The 17354-nt window shown below is 72.4% G+C and carries 11 protein-coding genes; 5 read left to right on the plus strand and 6 right to left on the minus strand.

All coding sequences use genetic code 11. From position 1 onward, the window contains the following. Positions 1-2: 2 nt before the first annotated feature. Together ACZ6YG_RS11845 and ACZ6YG_RS11850 are read right to left on the minus strand one after the other, a co-directional pair. Complete coding sequence (locus tag ACZ6YG_RS11845; RefSeq protein WP_466017955.1) at positions 3-1184, minus strand: acetate/propionate family kinase; 1182 nt, start codon at positions 1182-1184, stop codon at positions 3-5. Continuing rightward, positions 1160-3463, minus strand: coding sequence for a phosphoketolase family protein (locus tag ACZ6YG_RS11850; RefSeq protein WP_148032096.1), 2304 nt, complete (start codon positions 3461-3463; stop codon positions 1160-1162). The genes ACZ6YG_RS11845 and ACZ6YG_RS11850 overlap by 25 nt, the downstream gene beginning before the upstream one ends. Before the next feature lie 96 nt (positions 3464-3559). On the opposite strand from ACZ6YG_RS11850, the gene ACZ6YG_RS11855 reads away from it, so the two are divergent. After that, entirely contained in the window at positions 3560-5266 is a 1707-nt protein-coding gene (locus tag ACZ6YG_RS11855) for an IlvD/Edd family dehydratase (RefSeq protein WP_466017956.1), read from the plus strand. Positions 5267-5316: 50 nt separating this feature from the next. Here ACZ6YG_RS11855 and ACZ6YG_RS11860 read toward each other — a convergent pair whose 3' ends face one another. The 4 genes from ACZ6YG_RS11860 to ACZ6YG_RS11875 form a co-directional block, all read right to left on the minus strand. Continuing rightward, complete coding sequence (locus tag ACZ6YG_RS11860; RefSeq protein WP_219544297.1) at positions 5317-5673, minus strand: spore germination protein GerW family protein; 357 nt, start codon at positions 5671-5673, stop codon at positions 5317-5319. Positions 5674-5687: 14 nt separating this feature from the next. After that, positions 5688-7319: a glucose-6-phosphate isomerase gene (gene pgi / locus ACZ6YG_RS11865; protein ID WP_466017957.1), complete on the minus strand. Its 1632-nt coding sequence runs from the start codon at positions 7317-7319 to the stop codon at positions 5688-5690. A gap of 171 nt (positions 7320-7490) precedes the next feature. Then, positions 7491-8213, minus strand: coding sequence for a VIT1/CCC1 transporter family protein (locus ACZ6YG_RS11870; RefSeq protein ID WP_466017958.1), 723 nt, complete (start codon positions 8211-8213; stop codon positions 7491-7493). A 165-nt stretch (positions 8214-8378) separates the two neighbouring features. Next, entirely contained in the window at positions 8379-8978 is a 600-nt protein-coding gene (locus ACZ6YG_RS11875) for a hypothetical protein (RefSeq protein ID WP_466017959.1), read from the minus strand. Between the two features lie 219 nt (positions 8979-9197). On the opposite strand from ACZ6YG_RS11875, the gene ACZ6YG_RS11880 reads away from it, so the two are divergent. From ACZ6YG_RS11880 to ACZ6YG_RS11895, 4 genes are all read left to right on the plus strand, one after another. Next, positions 9198-10202, plus strand: coding sequence for a Clp protease N-terminal domain-containing protein (locus ACZ6YG_RS11880; RefSeq protein ID WP_466017960.1), 1005 nt, complete (start codon positions 9198-9200; stop codon positions 10200-10202). Positions 10203-10454: 252 nt separating this feature from the next. Continuing rightward, positions 10455-11663 (plus strand): amidase, encoded by a 1209-nt coding sequence (locus tag ACZ6YG_RS11885; RefSeq protein ID WP_466017961.1) that lies wholly within the window; start codon positions 10455-10457, stop codon positions 11661-11663. A gap of 103 nt (positions 11664-11766) precedes the next feature. Beyond that, the gene (locus ACZ6YG_RS11890; protein WP_466017962.1) at positions 11767-13845 is read left to right on the plus strand and encodes a hypothetical protein; all 2079 of its coding nucleotides are present in this window, start codon (positions 11767-11769) and stop codon (positions 13843-13845) included. 62 nt (positions 13846-13907) lie between these two features. Next, positions 13908-17294 carry a phosphodiester glycosidase family protein gene (locus ACZ6YG_RS11895; protein ID WP_466017963.1) on the plus strand — a complete coding sequence of 1129 codons (3387 nt, stop codon included), beginning with the start codon at positions 13908-13910 and terminating at the stop codon, positions 17292-17294. The last annotated feature ends 60 nt before the right edge of the window (positions 17295-17354 follow it).

Below are 17354 nucleotides of genomic sequence, written 5' to 3' on the forward strand. Positions count from 1 at the left end.
CCTCAGATCAGCTCCAGCGCCTGACGGGCGATCTCCCACTCCTCGTCGGTGGGGATGACCAGGACCGCGACCTCCGCCCCGGGCGGCGAGATCGCCCGCTCGCCGTCGTCCGCGGCCTCGTTGCGCGCCGGGTCCACCGCGACGCCGAACCTCTCCAGCCCGGCCAGCGACGTGGCCCGCGTCGCCGCGTCGTTCTCGCCGACGCCGCCGGTGAACACGATCGCGTCCACCCGGCCCAGCACCGCGTAGTACGCGCCCACGTACTTGCGGATGCGCCGGCAGTAGACGTCCAGCGCCAGCCGTGCCTCGCCGTCGCCGTCCGCCGCGCGCCGGCGCACCTCGCGCATGTCGCCGGTGCCGGCGAGCGCGAGCAGGCCGCCGTGGCGGCCGAGCGCCTCCTCCACGTCCTGCGTGTCGAACCCGGCCACCCGGCCCAGATACGCGCAGAGCGCCGGGTCGACGTCGCCCGAGCGGGTGCCCATGACCAGGCCCTCCAGCGGGGTCAGGCCCATGGAGGTGTCGACGCTGCGCCCTCCCTCGACCGCGGTGGCGCTGGCGCCGTTGCCCAGGTGCAGCACGATCAGGTTGACCCCGGCGGGGTCGCGGCCCAGGAACGCGGCCGCCCTGCGGGACACGTACGCGCACGAGGTGCCGTGGAAGCCGAACCGGCGCACGCCCAGCCGCTCGCGCCACTCGCGCGGCACCGCGTAGGTGTACGCCTCGGGCGGCAGCGACCGGTGGAAGGCCGTGTCGAACACCGCCACCTGCGGCACCCCGGGGAAGGCGGCCTGCGCCACCCGGATGCCGGTCACGTTCACCCGGTTGTGCAGCGGGGCCAGCGGCGCCAGCTCCTCGATGGCGGCCACCACCGGTTCGTCCACCAGCACCGCCGTGCCGAACCGGTCGCCGCCGTGCACCACCCGGTGGCCGACCGCAACCGGGTCCAGCTCCGGCCCCACCGTCCGGAACGCCTCCAGCACGGCTTCGAGGCCCTGCTCGTGGTCCGCGTAGACGCCCTTCCTCCGGTACGGGGGAGCGTCGCCTGCATGGTGGGTCAGCAGGCCCTCGCCCTCGTGGATCCGCTCGATGACGCCGCGCGCGGGGCGGGCTCCCGACTCGGCGTCGATCAGCTCGTACTTGATGGAGGAGGAGCCCGTGTTCAGGACGAGGATGTGTGCGGCCATGTCCACGAACTGATCTCGGGGGCGTCCTCGCCGTACATGCGGGTGTAGGCGCGGGCCTGCAGCCGGGCGTCGGACATGCGCTGGCGCAGGTGGGCGGCCTTCGAGCCGAGGCCGGGAACCCGGTCGATCACGTCCATCACCAGGTGGAAGCGGTCGATGTCGTTGAGCATGCACATGTCGAAGGGCGTGGTCGTGGTGCCCTCCTCCTTGTAGCCGCGCACGTGCAGGTTGTCGTGCCCGGTGCGCCGGTAGGTGAGCTGGTGGATCAGCGTCGGGTAGCCGTGGAAGTTGAAGATGATCGGCCGTTCGGTGGTGAACAGCGTGTCGAACTCGGAGTCCGGCATGCCGTGCGGGTGCTCCGACGGCGGCTGCAGCCGCATCAGGTCGACCACGTTGACGACCCGGACCTTCAGCTCCGGCATCTCCTCGCGCAGGATCGAGGCGGCGGCCAGCGTCTCCAGCGTCGGCACGTCGCCCGCGCAGGCCAGCACCACGTCCGGCTCGCTGCCGGCGTCCGTGGACGCCCACGGCAGGATGCCCAGCCCGCGCGTGCAGTGCGCGATGGCCTCGTCCATGCCGAACAGGTCCAGCACCGGCTGCTTGCCCGCCACGATCACGTTCACGTAGTCGCGCGAGCGCAGGCAGTGGTCGGTGACCGACAGCAGCGTGTTCGCGTCCGGCGGCAGGTACACCCGCACCACCGACGCCTTCTTGTTGACCACCACGTCCAGGAAGCCCGGGTCCTGGTGGCTGAAGCCGTTGTGGTCCTGCCGCCACACGTGCGACGACAGCAGGTACGTCAGCGACGCCACCGGACGCCGCCACGGGATCTTCTGCGACGACTCCAGCCACTTGGCGTGCTGGTTGAACATCGCGTCGACGATGTGGATGAACGCCTCGTAGCAGTTGAACAGGCCGTGCCTGCCGGTCAGCAGGTAGCCCTCCAGCCAGCCCTGGCACAGGTGCTCGCTGAGCACCTCCATGACCCGCCCGGCCGGTCCCAGGTGCTCGTCGGTGGGCAGCAGTCCGGCCTCCCACGTCCGGTCGGTCGTCTCGAAGACGGCGCTGAGCCGGTTCGAGGCGGTCTCGTCCGGGCCCATCAGCCGGAACGTGCGCGGGTTGCGCTCGATGACGTCGCGCAGCAGCCTGCCCATCACCCGGGTCGGCTCCGTCGACTGCGTGGCCGGGGCCTTGACCTCGACGGCGAGGGCGCGGAAGTCCGGCAGCCGCAGCGGCGTGAGCAGCTCGCCGCCGTTGGTGTGCGGGTTGGCGCTCATCCTGAGCTCGCCGCGCGGCACCGTGTCCAGGATGCCCTGGACCGGCCGGCCGCCGGAGTCGAACAGCTCGTCGGGCCGGTAGGAGCGCATCCACTCCTCCAGCATCGCCAGATGCTCGGGGTTGTCGTGCACCGCCGACAGCGGCACCTGGTGGGCGCGCCAGGTGCCCTCCACCGGCAGCCCGTCGACCACCTTCGGGCCCGTCCAGCCCTTCGGCGTGCGCAGGATGATCATGGGCAGGCGCTTCTCGGCACCTTCCCGGTACGCGGCGATCTGCTCGAACGCCTCGTCCAGGGTGCGCGCCATCTCCTCGTGGTCCGGGCCCACGAGGTGCGGGCGGTACCCGTACCCCTCCATGAGCTTGAGCAGCTCGTCCTCGGGGATGCGGGCGAGCACCGTCGGGTTGGCGATCTTGTAGCCGTTCAGCGAGAGGATCGGCAGCACCACGCCGTCGCGCTCCCGGTTGAGGAACTTGTTGGAGTGCCAGCTCGCCGCCAGCGGGCCCGTCTCGGCCTCGCCGTCGCCGATGACGCACGCCACCACCAGGTCCGGGTTGTCGAAGGCGGCCCCGTACGCGTGCGCGAGCGCGTACCCCAGCTCGCCGCCCTCGTGGATGGAGCCGGGGGTCTCCGGCGCCACGTGGCTGGGGATCCCGCCGGGGAAGGAGAACTGCCGGAACAGGCGGCGCATGCCGTCCTCGTCCTGCGTGACGTCGGGGTAGCGCTCGGTGTACGAGCCCTCCAGCCAGGAGTGCGCCACGGCGGCGGGGCCCCCGTGCCCGGGTCCGGCGATGTAGATCATGTCCTGGTCGCGCTCGCGGATGACGCGGTTCAGGTGGGCGAAGCAGAAGTTCAGCCCGGGGGTGGTGCCCCAGTGGCCGAGCAGGCGCGGCTTGACGTGCTCGCGCCGCAACGGCTCGGTGAGGAGTGGGTTGTCCAGCAGGTAGATCTGGCCCACCGACAGGTAGTTGGCCGCACGCCAATAGGCATCGATGTCGTCCATGCTCCGACAAGTGCCCCCGTTATGGCCATGGTGAACAAGGCACGTTCCGTAGACGATTGCTACCGTTAGCCATGATTCGATGGCTAAGGTGCCGTTATGGTTTTGCGCAGCTCGCACTGGTACGCGGGCGATGACAGGAACTCGTACATCCACCGCGCGTGGATGCGCCGAGGACTGCCCCGGGACGCCTTCGACGGCGAACGGCCGCACATCGCGATCGCCAACACCGCCTCCGACCTGACCCCCTGCAACTCCCATCTCAACGAGGTCGCCGACAGCGTCAAACAGGGCATCTGGGCGGCCGGCGGCGTCCCCCTCAATCTGCCCGCGCTCTCCATCGGCGAGACCAACGTCCGGCCCACCGCCATGCTCTGGCGCAACCTCGCCGCCATGGCCACCGAGGAGATGCTGCGCGCCAACCCGATCGACGGCGTGGTGCTGCTCGGCGGCTGCGACAAGACCATCCCGTCGCTGCTCATGGCCGCCGCCTCCGTCGACCTGCCCGCCGTCGTGCTGCCCGGCGGCCCCATGCTCACCGGCCGCTTCCGCGGCGTCCCGCTCGGCTGCGGCACCGACGTGTGGCGGCTCAGCGAGGAGGTACGCGCCGGGACGCTCTCCCGTGAGGCGTTCCTGGAGTCCGAGTCCTCCATGATCCGCAGCCGCGGCCACTGCAACACGATGGGCACCGCCTCCACCATGGCGTGCATGGCCGAGGCGCTCGGCATGACCATCCCCGGCACCGCAGGCATCCCCGCCCCCGACAGCAGACTGCTGGAACGCTCGCACGACACCGGCCGCCTGGCCGTCGAGCTGGTGCGCGAGGGCCGCCGCCCCAGCCACGTGATGACCCGTGCCTCGTTCCTCAACGCGATCGTCACCCTGGCCGCCGTCGGCGGCTCCACCAACGCCGTCGTCCACCTGCTCGCCATCGCCGGCCGGCTCGGCGTCGAGCTGAACCTCGACGACTTCGACCGCACCGGCTCCGATGTGCCGCTCCTCGTCGACCTGCAGCCCGCCGGCCGGCACCTGATGGAGGACATGTTCAGGGCGGGCGGCCTGCGGGCCGTGCTGAACGAGGTCGCCGACCTGCTCGACCCGTCCGCGATCACCGTCACCGGCGAGCCGCTCACCGGCTCCCTGGCCGGGGCCGAGATCTGGGACGAGACCGTGATCAGGAGGCGCGCGGAGCCGCTGCTGCCCGACGCCGGCATCGCCGTGCTGCGCGGCAACCTCGCCCCCGACGGCGCCGTCATCAAGCCCGCCGCCGCCTCGCCCGAACTCCTGCGCCACCGGGGCCGGGCCGTCGTGTTCGACAGCGTCGAGGACGTCTACGCCCGGCTCGACTCGCCCGACCTGGACGTGGACGAGACGTCGGTGCTCGTGCTGCGCGGCTGCGGTCCCCGCGGCTACCCCGGCATGCCCGAGGTGGGCAACCTGCCGCTGCCCGCCAAGCTGCTGGCCAAGGGGGTGCGCGACATGGTGCGCATCAGCGACGCCCGCATGAGCGGCACCGCCTACGGCACCGTCGTGCTGCACGCCGCGCCCGAGGCCGCCGCCGGCGGGCCGCTCGCCAGGGTGCGCACCGGCGACCCGATCGTGCTCGACGTGGCGGCCCGGCGGCTCGACGTGGACCTGCCGGAGGCCGAACTGGCCGCCCGGGAGCCGGTCATGACCGGCCACGCCCGGCCCGTACGCGGCTGGGAGCGGTTGTACGTGGACCACGTGCTCCAGGCCGACCGGGGCGTCGACCTGGACTTCCTCACCGGTTCGAGCGGCGACGGGGTGGGCCGCGAGTCCCACTGAGCGGTTTCACCGGAAGCGCGGCGCCCGGAGTTTCCGGCCGACCCCGGGCGTCAGTGACGGCGGCGACGGCGGCGCTTGAAGACGGCGCGCAGCGTCAGCAGGAGCACCACGGCGACGATCTGGCCGCCGGCCACGATGCGGTTGACGTCCACGGCCGGCTGCCAGCGCACCTCGCCGTCCTTGACCACGAACACCCCGGCGGGGGTGGCCGCCACGCCGTAGCCGACGCCGCTGCCGCTGCCGCTGTCGCCCTTCTTGTCCTCGCCCTGGCCCGTGCCGCCCCCACCGCCGTAGGCGATCCTGGCGACGGGGATGACGACCACGTCGCCGTGTTGCACGGGGTCGCCGAACACCCTCTTGACGTTCGCGGAGTCCCTGGACTTCTCCGCTATCTCCATGATGTCCATGCCCTCATCGTGGCTCACGACGGGCGGCCGCGCAGCTCGCGGTAGACGCGGACCAGCCGCTCGGTCGAGGGGTCGGGGAAGCCGGCCTGCGGCTCGTCGGAGGTGAGCGCGGGGGCCAGGTCGAGCGCCATCTTCTTGCCCAGCTCGACGCCCCACTGGTCGAAGGAGTCGATGCCCCAGATGGTGCCCTCGACGAACACGACGTGCTCGTACAGGGCGACGAGCTGGCCGAGGGTCGACGGGGAGAGCTTCGGGACGAGGATGGTGGAGGTGGGCCGGTTGCCCGGCATGACCTTGTGCGGCACGACCGCGGCGGCGGTGCCCTCGGCGGCGATCTCCTCGGCCGTCTTGCCGAACGCGAGCGCCGAGGTCTGCGCGAACAGGTTGGCGGTGAGCAGGTCGTGCATGCCCTCGCGGTCCTCGTACGGCTCGGCGAAGCCGATGAAGTCGGCGGGCACCAGGTGGGTGCCCTGGTGGAGCAGCTGGTAGAAGGCGTGCTGACCGTTGGTGCCCGGCTCACCCCAGAAGATGGCGCCGGTGTCGCAGGTGACGGGGGCGCCGTCGGCGCGCACCGACTTGCCGTTGGACTCCATGGTGAGCTGCTGGAGGTAGGCGGGGAAGCGGTGCAGGCGCTGGCTGTAGGGCAGCACAGCGCGGGTCTGGGCGCCGAAGAAGTCGGCGTACCACACCCCGAGCAGGCCCATCAGCACCGGCATGTTGGCCTCGAAAGGAGCGGTGCGGAAGTGCTGGTCGATGGCGTGGAAGCCGGCCAGCATCGCGCGGAACCTGGCCGGCCCGACGGCGATCATCAGGGACAGGCCGATGGCGCCGTCGTAGGAGTAGCGGCCGCCGACCCAGTCCCAGAAGCCGAACATGTTGTCGGTGTCGATGCCGAACTCGGCGACCTTGGCGGCGTTGGTGGAGACGGCCACGAAGTGTTTGGCGACGGCGTCCTCGCCCAGCGCGCCGACCAGCCACTGCCGGGCCACCCTGGCGTTGGTGAGGGTCTCGAGTGTGGTGAAGGTCTTGGAACTGACCACGAAGAGCGTGGTGGCGGGGTCGAGTCCGCGGAGGTTGCCGGTGATGTCGGCCGGGTCGATGTTGGAGACGAACCTGGCCTCGATGCCGGCGTCGGCGTAGTCGAGCAGCGCCTCGTAGGCCATCGCGGGGCCGAGGTCGGAGCCGCCGATGCCGATGTTGACCACGGTGGCGATGGGCCGCCCGGTGGCCCCCCGCCACTCCTGGGCGCGCACCCGGTCGGCGAAGGCGGTCATCTTGTCGAGCACCGCGTGCACGTCGCCGATGACGTCCTGGCCGTCGACCACGAGGGCGGCGTCGGCGGGGGCCCGCAGCGCGGTGTGGAGGACGGCCCGATCCTCGCTGACGTTGATGTGCTCGCCGGTGAACATGGCCTCGATGCGCTCGCGAAGCCCGGCCCGCTCGGCCAGCCGCACCAGCAGCCCGACGGTCTCACTGGTGACGCGGTGCTTGGCGTAGTCGAGGTAGAGGTCGCCCGCCGTCAGCGTCATGCGGCCGGCCCGGCCGGGGTCGTCGGCGAACAGCTCGCGCAGGTGTATGCCCGCCAGCTCACCATGGTGCTTCTCCAGCGCCGCCCACTCCTGGCTCTGGGTGATGTCGCCGTTCACGTCGCCCTCCTCGCGGCCGTCACAAACCGATCACGCCATCGTCCCGTATCCGCATACCCGGAGGTTCCGATTCCGCGCATGGCGGAGCGGACTCTTTGCCGGAGCCGGGTTCCGCGCATGGATCAGCAGACGGCTGGGCCGGGAGACGGCTGGATCAGGAGACGGCTGGGTCTAGGAGACGGCGACGCCCAGCAGGTGGCCGATGCCGAAGGTCACCGCGGCGGCGCCGACGCCGAGCACGAGCTGGCGCAGGCCGCCCACCCACCACGGGCGGGCCGTGAGGTGCGCCACGACCGCGCCGAACCCGAACAGGGCGAGCACGCTCAGCACCACCGCCAGCGCCAGCCCCGACGCCCCGAAGAAGAACGGCACCAGCGGCACCAGCGCCCCGGCGGAGAACGCGCAGAACGACGACACGGCCGCCAGCTTCGGCGAAGGCAGGTCGTCAGGATCCACCCCGAGCTCCTCGCGCACGTGCACCCGCAGAGCCTGCTCGGGATCGGCCGACAGCCCGGCCGCGACCTGTTCGGCCAGTTCCGGCTCCAGCCCGCGGGCCCGGTAGAGCGCGGCCAGCTCGGCGCGCTCGCCCTCGGGGTTGCGGGCCAGCTCGCGCCGCTCCACGGCGATCTCGGCGCGCATCAGCTCCGTCTGGGACTTGACCGACGTGTACTCGCCGGCCGCCATCGAGCACGCACCCGCCACCAGCCCGGCGAACCCGGCGAGCACGGCGCCCCGCCCGGGACCCGAGGCCCCCACCACACCGGCGATCAGCGCGAAGTTGGAGACGAGCCCGTCCATCGCCCCGAACACCGCCGGCCGCAGCCACCCGCCGGTGACGTCACGGTGGCTGTGGTGCATCTCGGGGGAGTACGTCCGCTCCAGCTCGATGGTCATGAAATCCCTCCTATTGCTGCATTTCCATCGACATTAGGTAAATGCCGGAAAGATCCGCAACGAAGGAGAGGCTTGCCTGACCTGCGGTTCTGCACCGTATACGAACAGGTGGACGAGTGTTTTAGGCCCTCCTAAGTAAGGTGGGCCAGGTGACGAACGACACTCTCAGGACGCCGGCTGCGCGACGGGCAGCGGCACGGCCGGGGTCGTCGTCCTGGTGTCCTGGATCAGGCGGGAGCAGTCGTCGATCGCCGCCGTCAGCAGGTCGCGCAGCATCGTGTCCGGGTCCTCGATGCAGGCCTGCACGATCCCGACCACGGCCAGTTGCACCGCGTTCGGGGCCGCGTACCTGCGGAAGCCCTTCTCCGTGATCTTGGCTGCCCGGCTGAACCTGCGCGCCTGGGCCGCCGCCTGCGGGACCTGGTCCATCGCCTCCTGACTGCGCGGGCTCAGCCGTCCGGGCGGGACGCCGTTCAGCCGGGCCAGCATCTCCTCCGCCGCGAGCACCGACACCGCGAGGGCGAGCTGGCGCTCGGCGGCGGCGACGGGCAGGGCGGTGGTCGCGCAGCGGAGCGCGATGTGGGCGTCGACCCGGAGGTCCGTGCTGGTCAGGCCGATGATGGACGGGACCAGGTGGATGAGGCGGCTGCGGCTCTCGTCGGTGGTGTTGTCGTTGACGAGACGGGCCAGCGCGGCCAGCAGCGGGTGTGTGCAGGCCGGGTGGTCGCTCCACCGTTCTCCGGCCAGATAGGACGCGAACTCCATGAAGCAAGCACCACGCTTCGGGTTGCGATGCCTGCCACGGGACAGAACCGGCATGTGATCAAGGTGATTGTCCACGGGTGCTCCACTTTGTGGTGTATCGCCGTCTTTCCAGTCTGCGCTGACATCTGCCCCAATGCCAGTGAATAAGACTCCCGGCCTTGTCGGAGGCGGTGGGGTTACATGGGGGTTATGATGGGGGGCAGTCCTTGGGGAGGTGACGTGCCGAAGATCAACGTGTATCTGCCGGACGACCTGGCGGAGGCGGTCAAGCAGGCGGGCGTGCCGGTCTCGTCCATCTGCCAGCGAGCCCTGGAGCAGGCGGTCCGCCGCGTCACGGCCATCCGCGAGACAGCCCTGTCCGACGTCGACCTCGACCGTCCCACCGGCGCCCTGACCCTGCTGACCCCGCGCACCCGCACCGTGCTCAAGCTCGCGGCGGCGCGAGCCGGGGCGGGCGGCGTCGAGACCGAGCACCTCCTGGCCGGCATGCTGGCGGAGGGCACCAACCTCGCCCTCCACGTCCTGCGCGCCATGGACATCGACCCCGGGCAGGTAACCCGCGACCTCGCTGGGCGCATGTCCATGGGAGGTGGTGCGTCTGCGGAAGGGCGCACGTCCCCGGGAAGTCGTGCATCTGCGGAAGGTTCTACGTCCCCGGAGAGTCGTACGACTGCGAAAGCTTCTACGGGCCCGGGAGGTGCGGAAGGTCCCGACTCTCCGGGCGGTCGTATGTCGTCCGGAGGTCTCGGAGCCGGACAGGATCCCGGCGGCGAGCCGGGACGAGCTGCGGGTTCTGAGCCCGAGCCGGGCAGCGGCCCGGTGCAAGAACCCGGGGCGGGCGAGCCGGGTTCAGAGGCGCGCCGGTTCGGCGTGGGCGCGGCGAACGCTCTGGAAGCCGCGGTCAACGAGGCGACCTCGCTCGGGCACAACTACGTCGGATGCGAGCACCTCCTCCTCGGGCTCGTCGCCGAACCCGACGGGATCGCCGGTCAGGTGCTGCGCGGGCTGGGCGCCGAGCCCCGGCCGACCCGCCGCGCCGTCGTGGCGGCCCTCGCCGGCTACGTCCACCTACGCGCCGAGTCGGCCGCGCAACCGTCCGGCCAGTCGCCCGGCGCGCCGGACCTGGCGGCGCTCGTGGCCGTGGCCGTGCGGCAGCAACTCCAGCCCCTCGTCCAGCGGATCGCCCGGCTGGAGGAGCATCTCGGCCCGGCCTCCGGTGACTGACAATGCGGATCACCCGAGTCCTGCGCGCCAGAGCGTTCCGTTACGCCGTCGTGGCCGTCGTCATGGTGGGCGTCGTCATCGCCGCCACCTGGTGAGGCGGCACCTTTCCCACCGTTCCTGGCCGGGGCGTCGACGGCAACCGCGTCATGGCCGGGACACCGCCGGCCTCCCGGTGGAGCGGGGGGCTATCGAAGACGTCCCGCGGACTAAAGCGCGATGTCCGTCGTACGGGGGACATGTCAGGATGCGCGCATGGTGCGGAGCGCGATAGGGCTGGCGGAGGGGTTACGGGCAGGCGAGACGACCGCCGTCGACGTCGTACGGGAGGCGATCGAGCGGGTGCGGCGGGCGGGGGAGCGGTTCGGGGGTGTGGCCGCCGTTGATGCCGGGTGGAGTATGGCGGAGGCGGAGCGGGCTGATCGGCGGTTGCGGGCCGGTGAGGGCGGGGTGCTCGAAGGGGTGCCCGTCACCGTCAAGGACTGGATCGATGTCTCAGGCTGGCCCGTGAGCGGGGCGGCCGGGGGGACGCCGGGGAGCCCGGGGCGGCGGCCTGAGCGGGATGCGACGGCCGTGGCGCGGCTGCGGGCCGCCGGGGCGGTCGTGGTCGCGATCAGCAGCGCCATGGCCGACAACCCCCTGGACGGGAAGACCGGCAATCCGCGCGATCCGGGCAGGGCGCCCGGTGGGTCGTCGTCGGGGACGGCGGCGCTGGTGGCCGCCGGTGCCGTACCGCTGGGGCTGGGCAGCGACTCGGGCGGGAGCGTACGGCTGCCCGCCGCCTGGTGCGGGGTGGCCGGGCTGAAGCCGACGTTCGGGCGGGTGCCGCTGACCGGTCACTTCCCGCGCTGCGGATCGCTGGAGGACGGCAGGACCGTCATCGGCCCGATCGCCGGCACCGTGGCCGACCTCGCCGCCACGCTGGAGGTGATCGCCGGGCCGGACGGGATGGACGGCGGGACGCCGCCGGTGCCGCTCGGCGACCCGGGAGCCGTGCGCGTCCCAGGGCTGTGGGTGGCGACCATGGCCGGGGCCGGCGGCCACGAGGCGACGGCGCGGGCGGTGCGGACGCTGGCCGAGGCGGGGGCGGCCGTCGCGGAACGGCCGCTGCCCGACGTGCGGGAGGAGGCGCTGGAGCTGACCCGGCGCTACTGGGACCGGGCTGGGCTGAGCGGAGAGGAGAACGTGCGGGTGCTGTGGGACTGGGACCGGTTCCGCAGGCGGATGCTGGCCGCCACCGCGCAGGCCGACGTCCTCGTCATCCCCGCCGCCGAGGAGCCGCCGCCGTGGCGGGAGTCCGAGACGGCCGACTACCTGTGGACGCTGCCCTGGAGCCTCACCGGCGCGCCGGTCGTGGTGGTGCCCTGCGGCGGCTCGGCCGTCCAGATGGTCGGCCGTCCGTGGGAGGAACACGTCGTGCTGGCCGCCGCGGCGGAGATCGAGCGCGCGAAAGCCCCCGGATAAGGAGGGAGCCTAACCACGGGGTGGCGTGCTACGTTGCCTGCTGATCCCCGGCGGCCGGATCCGCGTCGCCGTACCTGACTCCTTCTCCGCATGGGGGCAAACGGTGAGGTGGGCGTACTTCCTGCTGGTCGCGTCGGCGCTGTGGTGGATCGCGCCGCCCGCGCACGCCGCGCAAGAGGAGCCCCCGGTCGCGCTCATCGGCGTGCCCGGTCTGCTCTGGGAGGACGTCGACCCGCACGCGACCCCCAACCTGTGGCGGCTGGCCGGGGAGAGCGACCTGGGGTCGGTGTCGGTGAAGACCGTGGGCACCCTCGCCTGCCCGTTCGACGGCTGGCTGTCGGTGTCCGCCGGCGTCCGCTCCGCCGTCGGGCAGCGCTGCGGGCTGCCGCCCGAGCCGGAGCGCACGGGCGAGGGCGCCCGGGTGCCGGGCTTCGACGGGCTGCGCGCGAGGCGTGACGGCACGTACGCGGGCACGCTCGGCGCGGCCGTGCACGCCGCCGGTCACTGCACGACCGCCGTCGGCCCCGGCGCCGCGCTGGCGCTGGCCGACGCCGGCGGCAAGGTGGACGTGTACGCGCCGGAGCCGGCCGCCCTGGCCGACTGGTCGCGCTGCCGGGTGCTGGCCGTGGACGTGGACGAGCTGATCCGCCCCTACCTGGCGGGCGGCCACCTGCCCGCGGTGCCCGACGCGCTCGGCCCGGAGCGGCGGCGCGAGGCCGTGCGGGCCGCCGACGCGGAGGTCGGCGCCGCGCTGGCGAAGCTGCCCGCCGGCGCCCAGGTGGTGCTCAGCGGCATCGGCGACCACGGGTCGGTGCCACACCTGCGGGTGGCCATGTGGAAGCGGGCCGAGGCGTCCGGCGCGCTGCTCGGCACCGCCTCGACCCGGCGCGGCGACATCGTCATCATCACCGACACCACGCCGACCGTGCTCACCGCCGCCGGCATCCCCGTCCCGCCGACCGTGATCGGCCTGCCCTGGCAGGCGGGGGAGCGGCTGCCGCTGGAGGAGGCCGTCGCCGAGCTGCGCAGGGCCGACATGATGGGCACCGGCATCCGCAACACCACCGGGCTGTTCTTCACCGGCTTCGCCGTCATCACGGTGTCGTTCTACGCGATCGCCTACTACGTGCTGTCCCGCCGCAGGAACGCTGGCGCCGTCGGCGTGGTCGCGCTCGGCCTGGCGGCGGTGCCCGTCTCGACGTACGCGGTGAACGTGTTCCCCTGGGGGCACGGCCCGTACCCGATCGCGCTGGTCATCACCGGCGTGGTGGCGATCGCCTCGGCCATCACCGCCTTCGCCGTGCTCGGGCCGTGGCGGCGCGGCCCCCTGGGGCCGCCCGGCGTGGTGGCCGCGATCATCGGCATCGTCATGGTGGCCGACCTGCTGACCGGCACCAACCTGCAGTTCAACAGCCTCATGGGCTACACCGCCGTGGTGGGCGGGCGCTACTACGGGCTGGCGAACATCCCGTTCGCGCTGCTGGCCACCTCCGTGCTGATGACCGCCGCGGTGGCCGCCGACCATCTGGTGCGGGCCGGGCGGCGGCGGGCCGCGGTGGCGCTGGTCTCCACGCTGGGCGTGGCCGCGATGCTGCTGGCGGGCTGGCCGGGGATCGGCAGCGACTTCGGCGGCGTGATCGCGTTCGTGCCCGGCATCGCGGTCACCGCGCTGCTGGTGGCGGGCAAGCGGGTGTCGGTGCTGAAGTTCGTCGGGTTCTGCGCCCTCGGCGGGGTGACCGTGTCGGCGCTCGCGGTGCTCGACTACCTGCGGCCGGCGCCGTCGCAGACCCATCTGGGCAGGTTCGTCGGCATGGTGCTCGAAGGGACGTTCATGCCGATGATCCTCCGCAAGCTCGGGGCCATGCTCAACACCATGCTCTCGCCCAACCTGATGCCGATCGTGATCACCGGCCTGGCGTTCCTGATCTTCGCGATCATGCGACCGGGCAAGATCAGCGCAGGGGTGGTGCCGCAGGCGTTCGAGCGCGCGCCCATGCTGAAGGCCGGGCTGATCGGGGCGCTGGTCAGCGGGGTGGTCGGGATGCTGGTGAACGACTCGGGCACCGCCGTGCTGTCGATGGTCGTGGCGGTGGCCGTGCCGCTGGTGCTGTACGCGGGGATCCACAGCGAGCCGCTGGCGGAGCCCGCGTCCGAGGAGGCCCCTGTCGCCGCCAAGATCTGAAATTTTCTTTTAGTTCACCCCAAGGTCTTGAAAGTTATATGCACGGACGATTGCATTCGGTCGTGCAGACCCTCCGTTTACTCGCCGCGGCGACGCTCGTGCTCACCGCCGCCGCGCCCGCACAGGCCGATCCCGCACCCCCGATCGAGGACGCGCCGACGGCGTCGTCCTACCCGCCCCTCTCGACGCTGGTCGCCGCCCAGGCGACCGGCGACCGGCTCGACACCGCCAAGAAGACCAGGCCGGTGGCCCCGGGCATCACCCTCACCTCCTTCGACCGGCTGGACCCGCTCGGGTGGCTGCGCGCCGACGCGCTCACCGCCGACCTCGCCGGCGGGGCGAGCGCCGACTACGTGTACTCCGGCGAGGTGTCGAAGACCGAGCCGCTGTCCGGCCCCGCCCAGCGGTCGCGGGCGGTCGCCGCCGTCAACGGCGACTTCTTCGACATCAACAACTCGGGCGCCGCCCAGGGCATCGGCGTGCAGACCGGAGAGCTCGTCCAGTCGCCGATGGCCGGCCACGACAACGCGGTCGCGATCAGCGGCGACGGCGTCGGCCGGGTGCTCAAGATGCACTTCGAGGGCACCGCCACCCCCGAGGGCGGCTCACCGGTCACGCTCACCCAGTTCAACCAGCGCATCCAGTCAGGCGGCGTCGGCCTGTTCACCCCGCTGTGGGGCTCCTACACCCGGGCCCGCGCCGTCGAGGGCGCCACCGCCGTCACCGAGGTCGAGCTGAAGGACGGCGTGGTCGCCGCGGTCCGCGGGCAGGCCGGTGAGGGCCCCATCCCGGCCGGGACCTCGATCCTGCTCGGCCGCGACGCCGGCGCCGCCGCCCTGGCCGGGCTCAAGGCAGGCGACAAGGTCGAGGTCGCGTACCGGCCGAAGGCCTCCGACGGCGGGGACGTCAAGGCCGCGGTCGGCGGGAACTGGGTGCTGGTCAAGGACGGCAAGGCGCAGAACTCCACCGACCAGTCGGCGCACCCGCGCACCGCGGTCGGGTTCTCCGCCGACGGCAAGAAGATGTACCTGCTCACCGTGGACGGCCGCCAGGCCGACAGCCGTGGGGTCACGCTCAACGAGCTGGCCGCGATGATGGTCGAGCTGGGCGCGGCCGACGCGCTCAACCTCGACGGCGGCGGCTCCTCCACCATGCTCGCCCGCGAGCCGGGCCAGGCCGCCCCGCAGGTCGAGAACAGCCCGTCCGACGGCGGCGAGCGGCACGTCCCCAACGGCCTGGCGCTCTACGCCCCCGAGGGCAGCGGCAAGCTCAAGGGCTTCTGGGTCGAGACCGCCGTCGACCCCGGCCGGGCCCCCGGCGCGGCGCCCATCGGCGGCGGGCGCCCCGAGCGGGTCTTCCCCGGCCTCACGCGGCGGCTGACCGCCGCCGGATACGACGAGACGTACGGGCCCGCCTCCGGGGCGCCGATCTGGCGGAGCAAGCCCGCGGTCCACGGCGTCGTCAGGGACGGCAGGTTCCACGCCCTGGTGCCCGGTACCACGACCGTCACCGCCGCCCGGGGCAAGGCCACCGGCTCCCTGGAGCTGACCGTGCTCCAGCCGCTCCAGCGGCTCGGCGTCACCAGTGACCGGGTCGGCCTGGCCGGCGCGGACGACACCGCGACCTTCGGCGTCGTCGGCTACGACCGCAACGGCAACACCGCCCCGATCGAGCCCGCCGACCTGTCGCTCGACTACGACCGCGCCCTGCTCGACGTCACCGCGAACGAGCACGGATCCTTCACCGTCAAGGCCAAGAAGGACACCGGCTCCGCCCTGATCACCGCCAAGGTCGGCAAGATCAGCACCGCCCTGCCGGTGACCGTCGGCTTCGAGGACCAGCCGGTCGCCGACTTCGAGAACGCCGCCTCGTGGACGTTCGCCGCCGCGCGGGCCACCGGCTCGCTCTCGGCCGCGCCGGGTCAGAGCGGCGGCGGGCTCAAGCTCTCGTACGACTTCACCCAGTCGACGGCGACCCGCGCCGCCTACGCCAGCCCGCCCGAGCAGCTCGTGGTGGACGGGCAGCCGCAGGCGTTCGGGCTGTGGATCCACTCCACCGGCAAGGGGGAGTGGCCCAGCCTCGAGTTCTACGACGCGCTCGGGCAGTCGCAGATCCTGCGCGGCCCGTACATGACGTGGACCGGCTGGCGGTTCGTCGAGTTCGCGGTGCCGCCGGGCGTGAGCTACCCGCTCAAGCTGCGGCGCTTCTACGTGGCCGAGACCAAGGCCACCGCCTCCTACACCAACGAGATCCTGATCGACGGGCTGGTCGCGAAGGTGCCGCCGTCCGTGGAGACGCCGGAGCCGGAGAAGGTCGCCGACCCGGTGGTCAAGCCGGACGTGGCCGACCGGCCGTGGCGGTTCGCGGTCATGTCGGACGCGCAGTTCGTCGCCCGGGACCCGGACAGCGACCTGGTCGCGGGCGCGCGCCGCACGCTCCGCGAGATCAAGGCGGCGAAGCCGGACTTCCTGTTCGTCAACGGTGACCTGGTGGACGAGGCCTCGCCGGAGGACTTCGCGCTGGCCAAGCGGGTCCTCGACGAAGAACTCGGCGATGACCTGAAATATCACTACATCCCGGGTAACCACGAGGTGATGGGCGGCAGCATCGACAACTTCAAGGCCGTCTTCGGCGACACGTACACCACCTTCGACCACAAGGGCACCCGCTTCGTCACGCTCGACACCTCCCGCCTCAACCTGCGCGGCGGCGGCTTCGAGCAGATCGAGCTCCTCCGTACGGAGCTAGACCGGGCCGCGGACGACCGCTCGATCGGCTCGGTCGCGGTGCTGTTCCACGTGCCGCCGCGCGATCCCACCCCCGGCAAGGGCAGCCAGCTCGGCGACCGCAAGGAAGCCGCGCTGGTGGAAGGCTGGCTGGCCGACTTCCAGCGGGAGACCGGCAAGGGCGCGGCGTTCATCGGCGGGCACGTGGGCACTTTCCACGCCTCCCGGGTGGATGCGGTGCCCTACGTGATCAACGGCAACTCCGCCAAGAACCCGTCCACCCCGGCGGGCGACGGCGGCTTCACCGGCTGGTCCCTGTGGGGCGTCGACCCGGTCACCGGCAAGGAGGCCGAGCACGTCAGGCGCAACTGGTTCGCCGACGCCCCCGAGTGGATCGGCGCCGAGCTGCGCCCGCACGTCGACCGGCTCACGCTGACCGCCCCGGCCAGGGTCGAGACCGGCACCCCGGCCACCGTCACCGCCACGGTCCGGCAGGACGGCCGTGACGTGCCCGTCGCCTACCCGGTGTCGGCGGCCTGGTCCGGCTCGCCCAACCTGCACGTGGGACCGCGGGCCAAGGCCAAGCCGTGGCACGTCGCCGTGCTCGACCCCGAGACCGGCACGCTCACCGCGCTGCGCAAGGGTCAGGTGACGGTCGCGGTCACCGTCAACGGCGTCACCGAGCAGGCCGCCGTGGCGGTCGCCGCCAGGTCAGCCGCCTGATCGACCGACTGATCCGTGGGGAAGGGCGCGCAGGTCGTGCCCGTCCCCACGTTCATCGGC

It is taken from the genome of Nonomuraea sp. NPDC054003, from assembly GCF_055585125.1.

What these genes read in the sequence shown, in the direction of transcription:
- ACZ6YG_RS11855 (WP_466017956.1), top strand. Translation starts at nt 3,560, where the DNA reads ATGGTTTTGCGCAGCTCGCACTGGTACGCGGGCGATGACAGGAACTCG.
- ACZ6YG_RS11860 (WP_219544297.1), bottom strand. Translation starts at nt 5,673, where the DNA reads ATGGACATCATGGAGATAGCGGAGAAGTCCAGGGACTCCGCGAACGTC.
- ACZ6YG_RS11850 (WP_148032096.1), bottom strand. Translation starts at nt 3,463, where the DNA reads ATGGACGACATCGATGCCTATTGGCGTGCGGCCAACTACCTGTCGGTG.
- ACZ6YG_RS11875 (WP_466017959.1), bottom strand. Translation starts at nt 8,978, where the DNA reads ATGGAGTTCGCGTCCTATCTGGCCGGAGAACGGTGGAGCGACCACCCG.
- ACZ6YG_RS11870 (WP_466017958.1), bottom strand. Translation starts at nt 8,213, where the DNA reads ATGACCATCGAGCTGGAGCGGACGTACTCCCCCGAGATGCACCACAGC.
- ACZ6YG_RS11845 (WP_466017955.1), bottom strand. Translation starts at nt 1,184, where the DNA reads ATGGCCGCACACATCCTCGTCCTGAACACGGGCTCCTCCTCCATCAAG.
- ACZ6YG_RS11885 (WP_466017961.1), top strand. Translation starts at nt 10,455, where the DNA reads ATGGTGCGGAGCGCGATAGGGCTGGCGGAGGGGTTACGGGCAGGCGAG.